Source organism: Enterobacter sp. Ap-1006 (assembly GCF_011752835.1).
Classification (GTDB): domain Bacteria; phylum Pseudomonadota; class Gammaproteobacteria; order Enterobacterales; family Enterobacteriaceae; genus Cedecea.
The window spans coordinates 14,255-31,989 of sequence record NZ_VWWU01000006.1; the positions used below are offsets into that span (position 1 = coordinate 14,255).

The following is a 17,735-nucleotide window of genomic DNA, read 5'->3' on the forward strand; positions in this document are numbered from 1 at the left end:
AGCAGATACAGATCTCTTTTCCGATCCCTCACGGAGTTTTCACCCTATGTCAGCCAAACACCCGGTTATTGCGGTTACAGGTTCCAGCGGCGCCGGCACCACGACCACCAGCCTCGCTTTCCGCAAGATTTTCCAGCAGCTCAACCTGCGCGCCGCTGAAGTTGAAGGCGACAGTTTCCACCGCTATACCCGCCCGGAAATGGACATGGCTATCCGCAAAGCACGCGATGCTGGCCGCCATATTAGTTACTTTGGGCCGGACGCCAACGACTTCGGGTTACTGGAACGAACCTTTATCGAATACGGCCAGACCGGCAAAGGGCAAGCACGTAAATACCTGCATACCTACGATGAAGCGGTGCCGTGGAACCAGGTGCCGGGCACTTTTACGCCCTGGCAGCCGCTCCCGGAGCCCACTGACGTCCTGTTTTACGAAGGCCTGCACGGCGGTGTAGTCACCCCTCAACATAACGTCGCCGACTGCGTCGATTTACTGGTAGGCGTGGTGCCCATCGTTAACCTGGAATGGATTCAGAAACTGGTGCGCGATACCAGCGAACGCGGCCATTCACGGGAAGCGGTAATGGATTCCGTAGTGCGCTCCATGGACGATTACATCAACTTCATTACGCCGCAGTTCTCACGTACCCATATCAACTTCCAGCGCGTTCCGACGGTAGACACCTCTAACCCGTTTGCCGCGCGAGCCATTCCGTCGCTGGACGAAAGCTTCGTGGTGATTCACTTCCGTGGGCTGGACGACATCGACTTCCCTTATCTGCTGGCGATGTTGCAGGGGTCGTTTATCTCCCACATCAATACATTGGTGGTACCGGGCGGGAAAATGGGGCTGGCGATGGAGCTGATCATGGCCCCGCTGGTGCAGCGGCTGGCGGAAGGCAGGAAAATTGCCTGATGGCGTAAAGGCGGTCTGTATACCGCCCTTTTCTACCTAGGCTTCAATAATTTCGTAGCTGTGGCTAATCTCTGCGGCTTTCTCCAGCATCAATGTCACCGAGCAATATTTCTCTGCGGTCAGCTCAACGGCGCGGGCAACCGCACTTTCTTTCAGCTCTTTCCCGGTCACAACAAAATGCAGATGGATACGGGTAAACAGACGAGGTGCTTCTTCACGACGTTCGGAAGTCAGTTTCACCTCACAATCCGTCACATCATGGCGGCCTTTTTGCAGAATCGACACCACGTCAATTGAGCTACAACCGCCCGCGGCCATCAGCAGCATTTCCATCGGGCTTGGTGCTTTATCCCCGGAGTTACCGTCCATCAGAACTTGGTGGCCAGAAGCGGATTCGCCGAGGAAGGTCATGCCTTCCACCCATTTAACACGTGCCTGCATTTTACCTACTCCCGTAATAAAAATTTCTTTCAGATTACGCGTCTACGTGAAAACTGGCAACGTAAGGCGATCCAGGTCATGCTGAAACGAGACAATACAAGACACTAACCAAAAGCTATGCTAAAACAATCCGGATGCTGCTGCGATACAGAGACGTTTATGCCGTAAGCAGAGGAAACGACTAATTACAGGCCGCAGGGTTAACCTGCCCGCCAGCTCCCAGGGCTTGGGAAAATTTCACGATTGCAACGCCAGACAAGAGGTTCCGCGTCTTGTCTTTGGTAGCCAGTTTATAACAGAGGATAACCGCGCATGGTGCTTGGCAAACCGCAAACAGACCCGACTCTCGAATGGTTCTTGTCTCATTGCCACATTCATAAGTATCCGTCGAAGAGCACGCTGATTCACCAGGGTGAAAAGGCGGAGACGCTGTACTACATCGTCAAAGGCTCCGTAGCTGTTCTGATTAAAGATGAAGAAGGCAAGGAGATGATCCTTTCTTATCTGAATCAGGGTGATTTCATTGGTGAATTAGGTTTGTTCGAAGAAGGCCAGGAGCGTAGCGCCTGGGTTCGCGCCAAGTCAGCCTGTGAAGTAGCTGAAATTTCCTATAAAAAATTCCGTCAGCTGATTCAGGTCAACCCGGACATCCTGATGCGCCTTTCTTCCCAGATGGCGCGCCGCCTGCAGGTAACTTCTGAGAAAGTTGGCAACCTCGCCTTCCTCGACGTGACCGGCCGCATTGCTCAGACGCTGTTAAACCTGGCTAAACAGCCGGATGCCATGACCCACCCGGACGGGATGCAAATCAAAATCACCCGCCAGGAAATCGGTCAGATCGTGGGCTGCTCCCGCGAAACCGTTGGCCGTATTCTGAAAATGCTGGAAGATCAGAACCTCATTTCCGCCCACGGTAAAACGATTGTCGTTTACGGCACCCGTTAATTAGCCCTTATAAAGGCGTGTCGCTTCGGTAACACGCCTTTTTTGTCTCTACAATTCAGGCTATGTGGAAGAGATTAATTTACCACCCGGAAGTTAACTACGCGCTGCGGCAAACGCTGGTGCTGTGTCTTCCCGTGGCTATCGGCCTGCTGCTTGGCAGCCTGCAAAACGGTCTGCTCTTCTCGTTGGTTCCCGCCTGCTGCAACATTGCCGGGCTGGACACGCCGCACAAACGCTTCTTCAAACGATTGATCATCGGCGGCAGCCTGTTCGCTCTCAGCAGCCTTATCCTGCAGCTTCTGCTGCTTTACACCCACATCCCGCTCCCGGCGATATTGATCGTCATGGCTCTGCTGCTCGGCGTGACGGCAGAAATCAGCTCACTTCACGCCCGCCTGCTGCCCGCATCGCTGATCGCCGCTATTTTTACGCTCAGCATGGCCGGGAATATGCCGATCTGGAAACCCATGGTGCTCTATATCTTCGGCACCATCTGGTACGGCGCCTTCAACTGGTTCTGGTTCCGGCTATGGCGTGAACAACCGCTCAGGGAGTCGCTCAGCCTGCTGTACCGCCAGTTGGCAGATTACTGCGAAGCAAAGTACAGCCTGCTGACCCAGCATACCGACCCGGAAAAAGCGCTGCCGCCGCTGCTGGCCCGCCAGCAAAAAGCCGTCGACCTGATCACTACCTGCTACCAGCAGCTGCATATGCTATCGGCCAATCAGCAAAACGGCTACAAGCGTCTGTTACGCGCTTTCCAGGTTGCGCTGGATCTGCAGGAACACATTTCGGTAAGCCTGCACCAGCCTGAAGAGGTGCAAAAACTGGTCGAGCAAAGCCATGCGGAAGCCGTGATCCGCTGGAATGCCCAAACCATCGCCGCGCGCCTGCGCGCGCTGGCAGACGATATTCTTTACCACCGCTATCCAACGCGCTTTACCATGGATAAGCAAATCGACGCGCTGGAAAAAATCGCCCGCCAGAATCCGGACAATCCAGTGGGGCAGTTCTGCCATTACCACTTCAGCCGCATTGCCCGGGTACTGAAAACCCAGCGGCCGCTGTACGTGAGGGATTTAATGGAGGACAGGGAACGCCGTTTACCGTTTTTCCCGGCCCTGAAAAGCTATCTCTCGTTTAAATCCTCCGCTTTGCGCAGCTCCGCGCGCTTAGGTGTGATGCTGACCATTGCCAGCCTGCTGGGCTCCTTCTTACACCTGCCAAAGCCGTATTGGATCCTGATGACGGTGATGTTCGTGACGCAAAACGGCTACGGTGCAACGCGGGTGCGCATTGTTCACAGGGCGGCAGGTACCATGGCAGGGCTGTGTATCGCGGGTATCACCCTGCACTTCCACGTCCCGGACAGCTACACCCTGCTGGCGATGTTAATGATTACGCTGGTGAGTTACCTGTTCATCCGTAAAAGCTACGGCTGGGCCACTATTGGTTTTACCGTCACGGCGGTATATACCCTGCAGCTCATAACCCTCAGCGCCGAGAGTTACATTATTCCCCGGCTAATAGACACTCTGCTCGGCTGCCTGATCGCCTTTGGCGGCATGATCTGGCTGTGGCCACAGTGGCAAACCGGCCTGCTGCGTCAGAACGCCCACGACGCGCTGGAGGCGGACCAGGACGCTATTCGGCTGATATTGAGCAACGATCCAGAGCCCACGCCGCTGGCCTGGCAGCGTATGCGGGTCAACCAGGCGCACAATGCGCTGTTCAACTCGCTCAATCAGGCAATGCAGGAGCCAGGCTTTAACTCCCACTACCTGGCAGACATGAAACTTTGGGTGACGCACAGCCAGTTCATCGTCGAGCATATCAACGCCATGACCACGCTGGCGCGCGAACACAACATGCTGACGCCGGACCTGGCGCAGAAGTATCTACAGTCTTGTGAGATTGGGTTACAGCGATGCCAGCAAAGGCTGGAGTATGACGGGCCTGGCGGGTCGAACGACACGAATATCCTGGAATCGGACACGCTGCCCACGGGGCCGTTAAGCACCATGGAGCAGCATTTACAGCGGATTATTGGCCACCTGAACACCATGCATACCATCTCCTCGGTTGCCTGGCGCCAGCGGCCTCATCATGGGATCTGGCTCAACCGCCGTCTGCGACGCTCGGGTTAGCCTTAGCTGGCTACCACGCTGGCAACCGCTTTGGCGAAGCGCTGCATCCCTTCCAGGATATCCGCGTCCTCGACAATAAGCGAAGGCGCGAAGCGCATAACGTCCGGCCCGGCGTTCAATACCATCACACCTTCTGCCGCGCCAGCGTAGAGAAACTCGCGGGCACGCCCTTTGTACTTCTCGTTAAGCTCTGCGCCAATCAACAGCCCCATGCCACGAATGTCGCTGAACAGATCGAACTGTGCGTTTATCTTTTGCAGTTGTTCAACGAAAAGCTGACGTTTGTCCGCCACACCTTTGAGGACTTCCGGCGTGTTGATGATATCGAAAGCCGCCCCGGCCACCGCACAGGCCAATGGGTTGCCGCCGTAGGTAGAACCGTGGCTGCCGACGTGGAACGCGGAGGCAATTTCATGGGTGGTCAGCATAGCGCTTACCGGGAAACCACCGCCAAGCGCTTTGGCGCTGGTCAGAATATCTGGCGTGACGCCGTAGTTGATGTAAGCGAAAAGCTCGCCCGTGCGGCCCATGCCGGACTGCACTTCATCAAAGACCAGCAGCGCCTGGTGCTCATCACACAAATCGCGCAGCCCCTGCAGGAATTCCGGCGTCGCGGCGGTCACGCCACCCTCGCCCTGAATCGGCTCCACTACCACCGCGCAGGTATGGTCGTCCATCACCGCTTTCACCGCCGCGAGGTCGTTATACGGCACATGAATAATATCGGCAGGTTTCGGGCCGAAGCCGTCGGAGTATTTAGCCTGTCCCCCCACGGAAACGGTGAACAGCGAACGCCCGTGAAACGCATTGTAGAAGGCGATGATTTTGCTTTTGTACGGGCTATGGCGGGTCGAAGCATAGTAGCGAGCCAGCTTGAAAGCCGTCTCGTTCGCTTCCGTACCGGAGTTCATGAAGACGACGCGCTCGGCGAAGGTGGCATCAATCAGCTTACGGGCAAGTTTCAGGGCGGGCTCATTAGTAAAAACGTTGCTGGTGTGCCACAGGGTTTCACCCTGGGTTTTCAGCGCCTCCACCAGCGCAGGGTGGCAATGCCCCAGTGCGGTCACGGCGATGCCTCCGGCAAAATCCACGTACTCCTTCCCGGCGGTGTCCCACACGCGGCTGCCTTTCCCTTTCACTGGAATAAATTCTGCTGGTGCATAAATCGGCAGAATCACTTCATCGAAGGTTGCCCGCGTAACCGCTGATTGTTCAGTTGTCATTTATTCCCCACCCGTTTTTATGCGTTAGACACCAATGAAAATATAATCACGAAATATGCATAAAAAACCAAAAACAGGCAAGTGACAATTCATCTCTGGAGGAAATTCGCCAGCAGCGCATGTCCCTGCTCGCTGAGAATACTTTCCGGGTGGAACTGCACGCCCTCAAGATCCAGCGAGCGGTGACGGATGCCCATAATTTCCTGCTTATCCGTCCACGCCGTAACCTCGAAACAGTCAGGCAGGGTATCGGGATCAATGAGTAGCGAATGATAGCGCGTCACGGTCAGCGGATTATTCAGCCCACGGAATACGCCGCCGCCGTTATGGCTGATGGCAGAGGTTTTGCCATGCATCACCTGTTCGGCCCGTACGATAGTCGCCCCAAACACCTGCGCAATAGCCTGATGTCCGAGACAAACGCCAAGAATAGGTAGCTGCCCGGCAAAGTGATGAATGGCGGCAAGTGAGATACCCGCCTCGGTCGGGGTACAAGGGCCTGGAGAGATCACCAACTTGTCCGGGGTCAGGCGCTCAATATCGTCCAGCCCAATTTCATCGTTACGCTTAACCAACACCTCCTCACCCAGTTCGCAAAAATACTGGTAGAGGTTCCAGGTGAAGGAATCATAGTTGTCGATAAGCAGTAACATGGCAGCTCCAGGGCAAAAAAGAACGCGCTATTCTAGTCGCTTTCCAACGCCAGGCTCACCACTTATTGAAATTCTCTGCTTCAGGGAAGGTGAAGCGCGGGCGATTGAGGCCCGCGCAGAAATACTTAAGGCAGGACCTTCGCGGAAAGAATCACGATAGGTTTAGTCGGCACATTCTGGTACGGGCCGACGTCATGGCTTGGCGCCTGGGAAATTTTATCGGCAACGTCCAGACCTTTGACCACTTTACCGAATACGGCGTAGCCAAAGTCACGCTGGCCGTGGTCCAGGAAGGCATTATCGGCCACATTGATAAAGAACTGGCTGGTGGCGCTGTCTTTGTCTGCGGTACGCGCCATAGAAATGGTGCCGCGGGTGTTACGCAAGCCATTGTCCGCTTCGTTTTTGATAGGCGGGTTAGGCTGCTTCTGATTCATATCTTCGGTGAAACCGCCGCCCTGAATCATAAAGCCCGGGATTACGCGGTGGAATGTGGTGTTGTTATAAAAACCGCTGTTAACGTAATCCACGAAGTTTTTGACCGAAACCGGCGCTTTTTGGCTATTTAACTCAAGCTCAATATTGCCAGCCGAGGTGGTCAACAGGACGTGCGGATCGCCTTTTGCAGCCAGCGCCGCAGGTGAAAGCGCAGAGAGGGCGAATACAGCTGCAACAGCCGCCAGTGTCGATTTGAGCATGAACAATTCCTTACGAAGGCAGTGAGTGAAGCAAGTGGCTTGATTGTAAAGAGGCACCGCAGCCGACGCCAGCCATTTACGGTTTTTTACTTACACGCAAATCAACGAGTTGCCGCGCCAACACGCTGAAATAGATTGAAATATGTGACACACCTCATGATTCAATCAGTTTATTTCAGCAATAAATTCATAATTCATTTAAATAGATCACGCAAATGACTAAAATCTGCCCGTCCGCCGCGCTGTCAATGCGCTTTACATTTCCTTGCACAGGCTCGTTATGACTAACAGCAACCGAACCAAGCTCTTATGGATTAGCTTCTTCTCCTACGCCCTGACTGGCGCGTTGGTGATCGTCACCGGGATGGTGATGGGAAACATCGCAGAGTACTTTAATCTGCCGGTGTCCAGTATGAGTAATACCTTTACGTTCCTTAATGCCGGTATTTTAATCTCTATCTTCCTGAACGCCTGGCTGATGGAAATCGTGCCGCTGAAAACCCAGCTGCGCTTTGGTTTCCTGCTGATGGTGCTGGCCGTCGCTGGCCTGATCTTCGGTCATAACCTGGCTATCTTCTCCGCATCCATGTTCGTACTGGGCCTTGTGAGCGGGATAACCATGTCGATTGGTACCTTCCTGATCACCCATATGTATGAAGGGCGTCAGCGCGGTTCCCGCCTGCTGTTTACCGACTCCTTCTTCAGCATGGCCGGGATGATTTTCCCGATGGTCGCCGCTATTCTGCTGGCTCGCAGCATCAACTGGTACTGGGTCTACGTATGTATCGGCCTGGTCTATGTCGCTATCTTCCTGCTGACCCTGGGCTGTGAATTCCCGGCGCTGGGCAAACATGCGAAGAAAGACGACCAGCCCGTCACCAAAGAAAAATGGGGCATCGGCGTGCTGTTCCTGTCCATCGCGGCGCTATGCTACATCCTCGGCCAGCTGGGCTTTATTTCCTGGGTTCCGGAATATGCCAAAGGCCTGGGCATGAGCATCAACGATGCCGGTAAGCTGGTGAGTGACTTCTGGATGTCTTACATGTTCGGCATGTGGGCGTTCAGCTTCATCCTGCGTTTCTTCGACCTGCAGCGCATTCTGACCGTGCTCGCCGGGGCAGCCACCGTGCTGATGTACCTGTTCAACCACGGTGACCCGGCTCACCTGGCGTGGTTTATTCTGTCGCTTGGTTTCTTCTCCAGCGCCATTTACACCACGATCATCACCCTGGGTTCACAGCAGACCAAAGTCTCTTCCCCGAAACTGGTTAACTTCGTGCTGACCTGCGGCACCGTGGGCACCATGCTGACCTTCATCGTCACTGGCCCAATCGTGGCGCAGAGCGGCCCTCTGGCTGCTCTGCACACCGCCAATGGCCTGTACGCTGTGGTGTTCGTTATGTGCCTGCTGTTAGGTTTCGTGACCAAACACCGCCGCCATGGCACAGAGGCTGCCGCGCACTAATTGCCCTGCAATTTATCCTCTCCCAAACGGGAGAGGATACCTTCACCCTCCCGCAACTATTACGTTTTCCGCAATAATGAATTGCCGATAAGGCTTATTCCTGCCAATTATTGTCTGTGGCAACCTGTTTGCATCGTTCGGGGATCTTCCCGCTCAGCCAATCAGGACTCTAAGCATGAAACTCTATAGCTTCCCTCTCTCAGGCCATGCCCACCGCGCACGCTTATTCATTTCCCTGCTCGGTCTCCCCCATGAAGTTGTTGAACTGGATCTGAAAGCGGGTGCCAACAAACAGCCGGAATACCTGGCGCTTAACCCGTTTGGACAGGTGCCACTGCTGGATGACGAAGGCACGCTGATCCCTGACTCCAATGCCATTCTTGTCTACCTGGCGAAAAAAAGCGGCCAAAGTGCATGGTTACCGGAAGACCCGCAGGGTGCGGCAGCCGTTCAACGCTGGCTTTCCGTCGCCGCCGGAGACCTCGCCTTTGGTCCGGCAGCTGCGCGTCTGGTGACGGTTTTCGGCGCAAAATTTAACCCCGATGAGGTGATTGCCCGGGCACACGTAGTCCTGGGGCGGCTTGAGCAACATCTTGCCGGCCGTGAATGGCTGGTCGGCGACCACCCCACCATCGCCGACGTTGCCATTTACAGCTACACCTCCAGCGCACCTGAGGGGAATGTTGATCTTTCTGCTTACCCGGCCGTTAACGCCTTCCTGCGCCGTATCGAAGCACTGCCGGGATTTGTGCCTTTCGTGAAAACGGCCGCCGGTCTGAACGCCGTCGCCTGATCTCGAGCTTCCGGGGAGAGCAAATAAATGAGCGATAAGCTGGCGAAGAAGTCCGTCTGGCATGAAGGTGAAATATTCCTTCAGGACAAGGTCGGCGTAACCGAACGCATGGCGGAGGTAGGCCAGCGAGTGATACGCGATCACATGCCCGAGCAGCATCGTGACTTCTACGCTCAGCTGCCTTTTATCGTCATCGGCAGCGTCTCCCCAACGGGTGAAGCGTGGGCAACATTTCTGGAAGGCGATCCCGGTTTTATCACATCTCCGACGTCGACCCGTCTGACAATTGCGGCGTCGTTGACAACGGAAGATCCGGCCGCCGAAGGAATGCGGGATCGCGCCTCCATTGGCCTGCTGGGAATTGAGCTTCATACCCGGCGGCGTAACCGGATGAACGGCACGCTCCTGCAAACGGACAACGCTTTTCAGGTCGAGGTCGACCAAAGCTTTGGCAACTGCCCACGCTATATTCAGCTCCGCGAGTTCACTTTTAGCCGCAAACCCGGCAGCCCGGCAAGGGGTGAGGTTGAGACGTTGGCCGAACCTGATGCTGAAGCCAGGACAGTTATTGAGTCGGCCGACGCTTTTTTTGTCGCCTCCTGGGCCGAAAGAGAAGGTAAGCGACAGGCCGACGTTTCCCACCGCGGCGGCAAACCGGGCTTCATCCGGGTCGGCGACGACGGCACGCTGACCATTCCCGATTTCAACGGCAATCTCTTTTTTGCCACGCTCGGTAACATCCTGCTTAACGGCCAGGCTGGCCTGCTGTTCGTGGACTTTAACACAGGCGACATGCTGCAAATGACCGGCGAAGCAAAAGTCATTCTGGACTCACCGGAAATCGCCGCCTTCCAGGGCGCAGAACGGCTATGGACGTTTAAAGCCCGTCGGGTTGTGCGCCGCCGCAACGCGCTGGCGCTGCGCTGGAAGTTTGAAGCCGAGGGGCTTTCTCCTCATTCGCTGATGACCGGAGACTGGCAGGCAGCCAGCAACCGCCTGAAAGCGACGGAACTCGCCACCCGCTGGCGACCTTTTCGCGTGGCGAAGATTGAGGATGAGAGCCGCTCGATTCGCTCTTTCTATCTTCAACCTGACGACGATGCTGGCCTGCTGCCTCATCTCGCCGGGCAGCATTTACCCATTCGCGTGAAGCCTGATGGCGCAGAGGCGCCGGTTATCCGCACTTACACACTTTCCTCGGCTCCCTCAGATGCTTTTTACCGCATCAGCGTTAAGCGGGACGGAAGTGTCTCCCGGCACTTGCACGACAGCGTTTCCATTGGCGATAGCATTGACGTCCGTGCTCCGGCGGGTGATTTCACCCTGAATGCCCACGAGCCACGTCCGGCCGTCCTGTTGGCGGGCGGCGTCGGCATTACCCCGATGCTCGCCATGCTGCGGCACATTGTCTATGAAGGGTTACGCAAACAACGTATTCGACAAACCTTTTTGTTCCAGGCATCAAGACAGCTGGAAGATTTACCTTTTACTCACGAGATTGGCGAACTGGTCGCGGCGGCTAAAGGCGCCGTGCAGGCGATTCGCGTCCTCAGCCAGCCAGGCGATGCCTGGCCAGATAAAGACTATGACGTGCATGGTCATATTGATATGTCGCTGCTCACGAGCCGTCTGCCGTTTAACGACTACGATTTCTATGTTTGCGGCCCGGCGGCGTTCACCCAGTCTCTCTATGACGGACTGCGGAAATACAACATCGGCGATGACAGAATCCATGCCGAAGCCTTTGGTCCCTCGGCGTTGGTTCGCACCACAGCCAGCCAAACGTCAAAATCTGACGCCCTGCCTCCGGCCACCAGCCCCGTGCCAGTTGCTTTTATGCAATCGCTAAAAGAGGCTCGCTGGATGCCAGATTCAGGTTCGCTTTTAGAGCTGGCCGAAGCTCGGGGATTAACCCCGGAATTCAGCTGCCGGGAAGGCCACTGCGGAACCTGCCGGACTAAACTCCTCAAAGGCTCAGTCACCTACCCGAAAATACCGTCCGCAAGCACGGCAGATGATGAGGTCCTGATTTGCTGCGCAGTTCCGGCACAGCTGCCTGCGGGAGAAGAAAACCGCATTCAGCTTGAGCTGTAATACCGGGATTGCGCCATACCCGGCGAATACCCGATACTGAAATTCCTTTCAGGCAGGTGATGAGGTTGCGCATGGATCGTTGGCAGGCGATGAAAATTTTCGTCAAAGTCGCAGAAACAGAGAGTTTTGCCGCTGCGGCACGCCAGCTCCATATCAGTGCGCCAGTGGTCACGCGCGCGATTGCCGCGCTGGAAGAGGCCATCGGCACACGTCTCTTCATCCGCACTACCCGAACCGTTAAGCTGACAGAGCCTGGCCTGAGGTATCTCGCCGACTGCCGTACAATCCTCGCCAGCATAGAGGAGGCCGAAGCCGCAGCGGCGGGCTCTTACGCCACGCCGTCCGGGATTCTGACGATCACCGCCTCCGTGCTCTTTGGGCAGAAATTCGTCCTGCCGGTTATTACCGATTATCTTGATGCCTGGCCAACCATGCGCGCCAGGTCGCTGTTCGTTGATCGTCAAGTGAACATCATCGAAGAAGGCATTGATGTCGCCGTCCGCATTGGACATTTGCCCGATTCAGGGCTGACGGCAACCAAAGTCGGCACCGTGCGCAGGGTTGTTTGCGCGTCGCCAGATTATCTGGAGAAACACGGCACACCGCTGACGCCTGCGGACCTTAAAAACCATCGTATTGCCTCTTCGGCCAGCGCCTGGGCCTCACCGGAGTGGCGCTTTGCGGGAGACCAGCGGGTGATGATCAACGCTGCACTCCAGTGCAACAACAACGAGTCATCCATTGCCACCGCAAAAGCAGGCTGGGGGCTGACGCGGGTCCTGGATTATCAGATAGCGCCAGCCCTGCACGAGGGGGAACTGCAAATCGTACTGAGCGAATACGAGCTTGAGCCACTCCCCATACATGTGGTGCATACCGAGGGCCGCCACGCTTCCGCCAAAGTACGCACTTTTGTTGACTTGATTGTTGCCCGGCTCCGCGCGAACCCTTTGCTGAACTGAATATCCTCTAGCGTCTGCTACTGGCGGAAAACCAGACAATTCCATAACTTACAAAAGCACATCAAAATCAATGATATACCTCTTAATGGGTATATAAAGGCGCATTTGATTTGCATCAATAATCACCACAGCTGAATCGTTAAGGTAGGCGGTAATAGAAAAGAAATTGAGGCAATTATGAGCAAAGTCAGAATCGCAGTTATCGGTAATGGCATGGTTGGCCATCGCTTTATCGAAGACTTACTTGATAAGGCCCCGCCGGACCAGTTCGACATCACCGTATTTTGTGAAGAGCCGCGTAAAGCCTACGATCGCGTACACCTTTCTTCTTATTTCTCCCATCATACCGCTGAAGAACTCTCCCTTGTCCGCGACGGCTACTACGAAAAACATGGCGTAAAAGTGCTGGTTGGCGAACGTGCCATCACCATCAATCGCCAGGAAAAAGTGATCCATTCCAATACCGGCCGCACCGTTTATTACGACAAACTGGTGATGGCGACAGGTTCTTACCCGTGGATCCCGCCGATTAAAGGCTCTGAAACCCAGGACTGCTTCGTTTACCGCACCATCGAAGACCTTAATGCCATTGAGTCCTGCGCCCGCCGCAGCAAACGCGGGGCCGTCGTCGGCGGTGGCCTGCTGGGGCTGGAAGCGGCTGGGGCGCTGAAAAACCTTGGCGTGGAAACCCACGTTATCGAATTCGCGCCAATGTTGATGGCCGAGCAGCTTGACCGCATGGGCGGCGAACAGCTGCGCAGCAAAATCGAGCGCATGGGCGTGCGTGTGCATACCGGCAAAAACACCCAGGAAATCGTCCAGCAGGGCACTGAAGCCCGTAAAACAATGCGTTTTGCTGACGGCAGCGAGCTGGAAGTGGATTTCATCGTCTTCTCCACCGGTATTCGTCCGCAGGACAAGCTGGCTACGCAATGCGGGCTCGAAACGGCCCAGCGCGGCGGGATCACCATCAACGATAAGTGCCAGACTTCCGATCCGGATATTTATGCCATCGGGGAGTGTGCCAGCTGGAATAACCGCGTTTTTGGGCTAGTTGCGCCGGGTTATAAAATGGCTCAGGTCACGGCCGACCACCTGCTCGGCACGGAAAACACCTTTGAAGGCGCCGACATGAGCGCCAAGCTGAAACTGCTCGGCGTTGATGTCGGCGGCATTGGCGATGCGCACGCCCGCACGCCTAACGCCCGCAGCTACGTTTACCTCGATGAAAGCAAAGAGGTTTACAAGCGCCTGGTGGTTAGCGAAGACAATAAAACCCTGCTTGGTGCCGTGCTGGTGGGTGACACCAGCGACTACGGCAACCTGCTGCAGCTGGTGCTGAACGCAATTGAGCTGCCGGAAAACCCGGATGCGCTGATCCTGCCGGCACACGCCAGCAGCGGCAAACCGTCTATCGGCGTCGATAAGCTGCCGGAAAGCGCGCAGATCTGCTCCTGCTTTGACGTTACCAAAGGCGACCTGATCAAAGCCATCAACAAAGGCTGCCACACCGTGGCGGCGCTGAAGGCCGAAACCAAGGCAGGGACCGGCTGCGGTGGCTGTATTCCGCTGGTGACTCAGGTGCTGAACGCCGAGCTGGCCAAAGCCGGTATCGAAGTGAACAACAACCTGTGCGAACACTTCGCCTTCTCGCGCCAGGAGCTGTACCACCTGATCCGCGTGGAAGGAATCAAATCCTTCGACCAGCTGCTGCACAAATACGGCAAGGGTTACGGCTGCGAAGTGTGTAAACCCACCGTGGGTTCACTGCTGGCTTCCTGCTGGAACGACTACGTCCTGCAGCCTGAGCTGACGCCGCTGCAGGACACCAACGATAACTTCCTCGGCAACATTCAGAAAGACGGCACCTACTCGGTGATCCCGCGCTCGGCAGGCGGCGAAATCACGCCTGAAGGGCTGATGGAAGTGGGTCGTATCGCCCGCGAATACAACCTGTATACCAAAATCACTGGCTCTCAGCGCATCGGCCTGTTCGGCGCACAAAAGGACGATTTGCCAGAAATCTGGCGTCAGCTGATTGAAGCCGGGTTAGAAACCGGCCACGCCTATGCCAAAGCGTTGCGTATGGCGAAAACTTGCGTCGGCAGCACCTGGTGCCGCTACGGTGTAGGCGACAGCGTAGGCTTTGGCGTCGAGCTGGAAAACCGCTACAAAGGCATCCGCACCCCACACAAAATGAAGTTTGGCGTCTCCGGCTGTACCCGCGAATGTGCGGAAGCGCAGGGCAAAGACGTGGGTATTATCGCCACGGAGAAGGGCTGGAACCTGTATGTGTGTGGTAACGGCGGCATGAAACCGCGCCATGCGGACCTGCTGGCGGCGGACCTCGACCGCGACACCATCATCAAGTATCTCGACCGCTTCATGATGTTCTACATCCGCACCGCCGACAAACTTACCCGTACTTCCGTCTGGCTGGAAAACCTGGAAGGCGGCATTGATTACCTGCGTAGCGTGATTGTCGATGACAAGCTGGGCCTGAACGATCAGCTTGAAACGGAGCTTAACCGCCTGCGCGAGAAAGTAATCTGCGAGTGGACGGAGACCGTGAACACTCCGCAGGCGCAGGTTCGCTTCAAACACTTTATCAACAGCCCGCAGCGCGACCCGAATGTGCAAATTGTTAGCGAGCGCGATCAACACCGTCCGGCCACGCCGCATGAGCGTATTCCGGTCACCCTGGTAGAAGTGGAGGAACACGCATGAGCCAGTGGACAACCGTTTGTCAGCTAGACGATATCCTGCCAGCAACCGGCGTTTGCGCCCTGGTCGGTTCGGCGCAGGTGGCTATTTTCCGCCCCCGTAAAGACGAGCAGGTTTACGCCATCAGTAATATCGACCCGTTCTTTGAAGCCAGCGTGCTTTCCCGCGGACTGATTGCAGAACATCAGGCCGAACTGTGGGTTGCCAGCCCGCTGAAAAAGCAGCACTTCCGCCTGCGGGACGGCCTGTGCCTGGAAGATGAAAGCCGTTCCGTACCGCACTATGAAGCGCGCGTGCAGGACGGGCTGGTGCAGATAAAAGCGTAATTCATTCGCCCTCACCCCGGCCCTCTCCCTCCAGGAGAGGGAGAAAGTCACAAAGGCTTCTCCGGCGATCCCCTCTCCACTGGGAGAGGGTTAGGGTGAGGGGAAATCAGTTCTTTTTTTAATTTTTATTTTTAACTTCATTGGGATAGCAAAATGTTCACCGACACCATCAATAAGTGTGCAGCGAATGCCGCGCGCATTAACCGTCTCTCGCAGACAAATCCTCTGGGCTTCTGGGTCAGTTCCGCCATGGCTGGGGCCTACGTTGGCCTTGGCATCATCCTGATTTTCACCCTCGGTAATTTACTCGATCCGGCCATTCGTCCGCTGGTGATGGGGGCGACATTCGGGATCGCCCTGACGCTGGTGATTATCGCCGGTTCCGAGCTGTTCACCGGGCACACCATGTTCCTGACCTTCGGCGTGAAAGCCGGCACCATCTCTCACGGCCAAATGTGGGCGATTCTGCCGCAAACCTGGCTGGGCAACCTGGTCGGCTCGGTATTTGTCGCGCTGTTGTATAGCTGGGGCGGCGGTAGTCTGCTGCCGGTAGATACCAGTATCGTGCACGCCGTCGCGCTGGCAAAAACCACTGCACCAGCGATGGGGCTGTTCTTTAAAGGGGCGCTGTGTAACTGGCTGGTTTGCCTGGCAATCTGGATGGCAATTCGCACCGAAGGGGCGGCGAAGTTCATCGCAATCTGGTGGTGCCTGCTGGCATTTATTGCCTCCGGCTACGAGCACTCCATCGCCAACATGACGCTGTTTGCCCTGTCCTGGTTTGGTCATCATAGCGAGGCTTATACGCTGTCCGGCATCGGCCATAACCTGCTGTGGGTCACGCTGGGGAACACCCTTTCCGGCGTGGTATTCATGGGTCTGGGTTATTGGTATGCTACGCCGAAAGCCGAACGCCCGCAGCCTGCCGCCGCAGGCGCAGCGGAAACCGCCCGTAATTAATTGAGGATTGACCGTGGATCACCTGCCGATATTTTGTCAGTTACGTGGCCGCGCTTGCCTGCTGGTAGGCGGTGGCGATGTCGCTGAACGCAAAGCGCGTTTATTGCTGGAGGCAGGTGCGCGCATCACCGTTAACGCCCTCGAATTCAGCCCACAGTTTAAGGTGTGGGCTGAGCAAAATATGCTGACGCTGGCCGAAGGGGCGTTCTCTGAAACGCTGCTGGACGAAAGCTGGCTGGCAATTGCCGCCACCGACGACGATGAGGTGAATCAGCAGGTTAGCGACGCCGCTGAATCCCGCCGGATCTTCTGCAACGTGGTGGATGCGCCGAAACAGGCGAGCTTCATTATGCCGTCGATTATCGACCGCTCCCCGCTGATGGTCGCCGTCTCTTCCGGCGGCACGTCCCCTGTTCTGGCCCGACTGCTGCGCGAAAAGCTGGAAGCCAGCCTGCCGCTGCATCTGGGTAAAATCGCCGCTTTTGCAGGTACTCTGCGTGGCCGAGTGAAACAAACTTTTGCCACTATGGGCGAGCGTCGCCGCTTCTGGGAGAAGTTTTTCACTAACGATCGCCTGGCGCAGTATCTGGCCAACGAAGACCAGCTTGCCGTTGAAAAAGAGACGGAATCGCTGTTCTCCACCCCGCTCGATCACCGCGGTGAAGTGGTGCTGGTTGGCGCTGGCCCCGGCGATGCTGGCCTGCTGACGCTGAAAGGCCTGCAGCAAATTCAGCAGGCCGATGTTGTAGTTTATGACCGCCTGGTGTCGGACGACATCATGAATCTGGTCCGCCGCGATGCAGACCGCGTGTTTGTCGGCAAGCGGGCGGGCTACCACTGCGTGCCGCAGGAAGAGATTAACCAAATCCTGCTGCGGGAGGCGCAAAAAGGCAAACGCGTGGTTCGCCTGAAAGGCGGCGATCCGTTTATCTTCGGGCGCGGCGGTGAAGAGCTGGAAACGCTGTGCAACGGCGGAATTCCGTTCTCTGTCGTGCCAGGGATCACCGCAGCTTCCGGCTGTTCCGCCTACTCAGGCATTCCGCTTACTCACCGGGATTACGCCCAAAGCGTGCGCCTGGTCACCGGCCATTTGAAAACCGGGGGCGAACTCGACTGGGCTAACCTGGCGGCAGAGAAACAAACGCTGGTGTTTTACATGGGGCTTAATCAGGCCTCGGCTATTCAGCAGCAGCTGATCGCCCACGGGATGGAAGAGAGCATGCCGGTTGCGCTGGTAGAAAACGGCACGGCGGTGAATCAGCGCGTCGTGGACGGTACCCTAAACCAATTAGGCGAGCTGGCCACCCAGGTTGGCAGCCCGGCGCTGATTATTGTAGGCCGAGTGGTGGGCCTTCGTGACAGGCTAAACTGGTTCTCAAACCATTAAA

The 17,735-nt window shown here is 56.2% G+C and carries 15 protein-coding genes; 11 read left to right on the forward strand and 4 right to left on the reverse strand.

Features of this window, described 5'->3' with window-relative positions:
- Positions 1-46: 46 nt before the first annotated feature.
- On the forward strand, positions 47-916 hold the full coding sequence (locus F3J28_RS17935; protein WP_008457077.1) for a phosphoribulokinase: 870 nt from the start codon (positions 47-49) through the stop codon (positions 914-916).
- 36 nt (positions 917-952) lie between these two features.
- Here the strand turns inward: F3J28_RS17935 and F3J28_RS17940 are convergent, their stop codons facing one another.
- Positions 953-1,357 carry an OsmC family protein gene (locus F3J28_RS17940; RefSeq protein WP_166868079.1) on the reverse strand — a complete coding sequence of 135 codons (405 nt, stop codon included), beginning with the start codon at positions 1,355-1,357 and terminating at the stop codon, positions 953-955.
- Positions 1,358-1,669: 312 nt separating this feature from the next.
- On the opposite strand from F3J28_RS17940, the gene crp reads away from it, so the two are divergent.
- Complete coding sequence (crp, locus tag F3J28_RS17945; RefSeq protein ID WP_003852956.1) at positions 1,670-2,302, forward strand: cAMP-activated global transcriptional regulator CRP; 633 nt, start codon at positions 1,670-1,672, stop codon at positions 2,300-2,302.
- Between the two features lie 62 nt (positions 2,303-2,364).
- On the forward strand, positions 2,365-4,449 hold the full coding sequence (locus tag F3J28_RS17950; protein WP_166878390.1) for a YccS/YhfK family putative transporter: 2,085 nt from the start codon (positions 2,365-2,367) through the stop codon (positions 4,447-4,449).
- Between the two features lie 2 nt (positions 4,450-4,451).
- Here F3J28_RS17950 and argD read toward each other — a convergent pair whose 3' ends face one another.
- The 3 genes from argD to ppiA all read right to left on the reverse strand — a co-directional run bounded on the left by argD (position 4,452) and on the right by ppiA (position 7,023).
- Complete coding sequence (gene argD, locus F3J28_RS17955) at positions 4,452-5,672, reverse strand: bifunctional acetylornithine/succinyldiaminopimelate transaminase (protein WP_166878393.1); 1,221 nt, start codon at positions 5,670-5,672, stop codon at positions 4,452-4,454.
- A gap of 89 nt (positions 5,673-5,761) precedes the next feature.
- Positions 5,762-6,325, reverse strand: coding sequence for an aminodeoxychorismate synthase component 2 (gene pabA / locus F3J28_RS17960; RefSeq protein WP_166878396.1), 564 nt, complete (start codon positions 6,323-6,325; stop codon positions 5,762-5,764).
- Positions 6,326-6,450: 125 nt separating this feature from the next.
- On the reverse strand, positions 6,451-7,023 hold the full coding sequence (ppiA, locus tag F3J28_RS17965) for a peptidylprolyl isomerase A (protein ID WP_008457067.1): 573 nt from the start codon (positions 7,021-7,023) through the stop codon (positions 6,451-6,453).
- 280 nt (positions 7,024-7,303) lie between these two features.
- On the opposite strand from ppiA, the gene tsgA reads away from it, so the two are divergent.
- The 8 genes from tsgA (at position 7,304) to cysG (ending at position 17,734) form a co-directional block, all read left to right on the forward strand.
- A complete protein-coding gene (gene tsgA / locus F3J28_RS17970; protein ID WP_166868074.1) occupies positions 7,304-8,488 on the forward strand; it encodes an MFS transporter TsgA in 1,185 nt (394 codons plus the stop codon).
- A gap of 175 nt (positions 8,489-8,663) precedes the next feature.
- Positions 8,664-9,281 (forward strand): glutathione S-transferase family protein, encoded by a 618-nt coding sequence (locus tag F3J28_RS17975; protein ID WP_166868072.1) that lies wholly within the window; start codon positions 8,664-8,666, stop codon positions 9,279-9,281.
- Positions 9,282-9,308: 27 nt separating this feature from the next.
- On the forward strand, positions 9,309-11,375 hold the full coding sequence (locus tag F3J28_RS17980) for a 2Fe-2S iron-sulfur cluster-binding protein (protein ID WP_166878399.1): 2,067 nt from the start codon (positions 9,309-9,311) through the stop codon (positions 11,373-11,375).
- A gap of 71 nt (positions 11,376-11,446) precedes the next feature.
- Complete coding sequence (locus F3J28_RS17985; protein ID WP_166878402.1) at positions 11,447-12,337, forward strand: LysR family transcriptional regulator; 891 nt, start codon at positions 11,447-11,449, stop codon at positions 12,335-12,337.
- Between the two features lie 177 nt (positions 12,338-12,514).
- Positions 12,515-15,064 (forward strand): nitrite reductase large subunit NirB, encoded by a 2,550-nt coding sequence (gene nirB, locus F3J28_RS17990; protein ID WP_166878404.1) that lies wholly within the window; start codon positions 12,515-12,517, stop codon positions 15,062-15,064.
- Entirely contained in the window at positions 15,061-15,387 is a 327-nt protein-coding gene (gene nirD, locus F3J28_RS17995) for a nitrite reductase small subunit NirD (protein ID WP_008457053.1), read from the forward strand. Before nirB ends, nirD begins: the two co-directional genes overlap by 4 nt.
- A 153-nt stretch (positions 15,388-15,540) precedes the next feature.
- On the forward strand, positions 15,541-16,347 hold the full coding sequence (gene nirC / locus F3J28_RS18000; protein WP_166878407.1) for a nitrite transporter NirC: 807 nt from the start codon (positions 15,541-15,543) through the stop codon (positions 16,345-16,347).
- 13 nt (positions 16,348-16,360) lie between these two features.
- Positions 16,361-17,734, forward strand: a complete 1,374-nt coding sequence (gene cysG / locus F3J28_RS18005; protein WP_085540146.1) for a siroheme synthase CysG — start codon at positions 16,361-16,363, stop codon at positions 17,732-17,734.
- Position 17,735 lies beyond the last annotated feature (1 nt).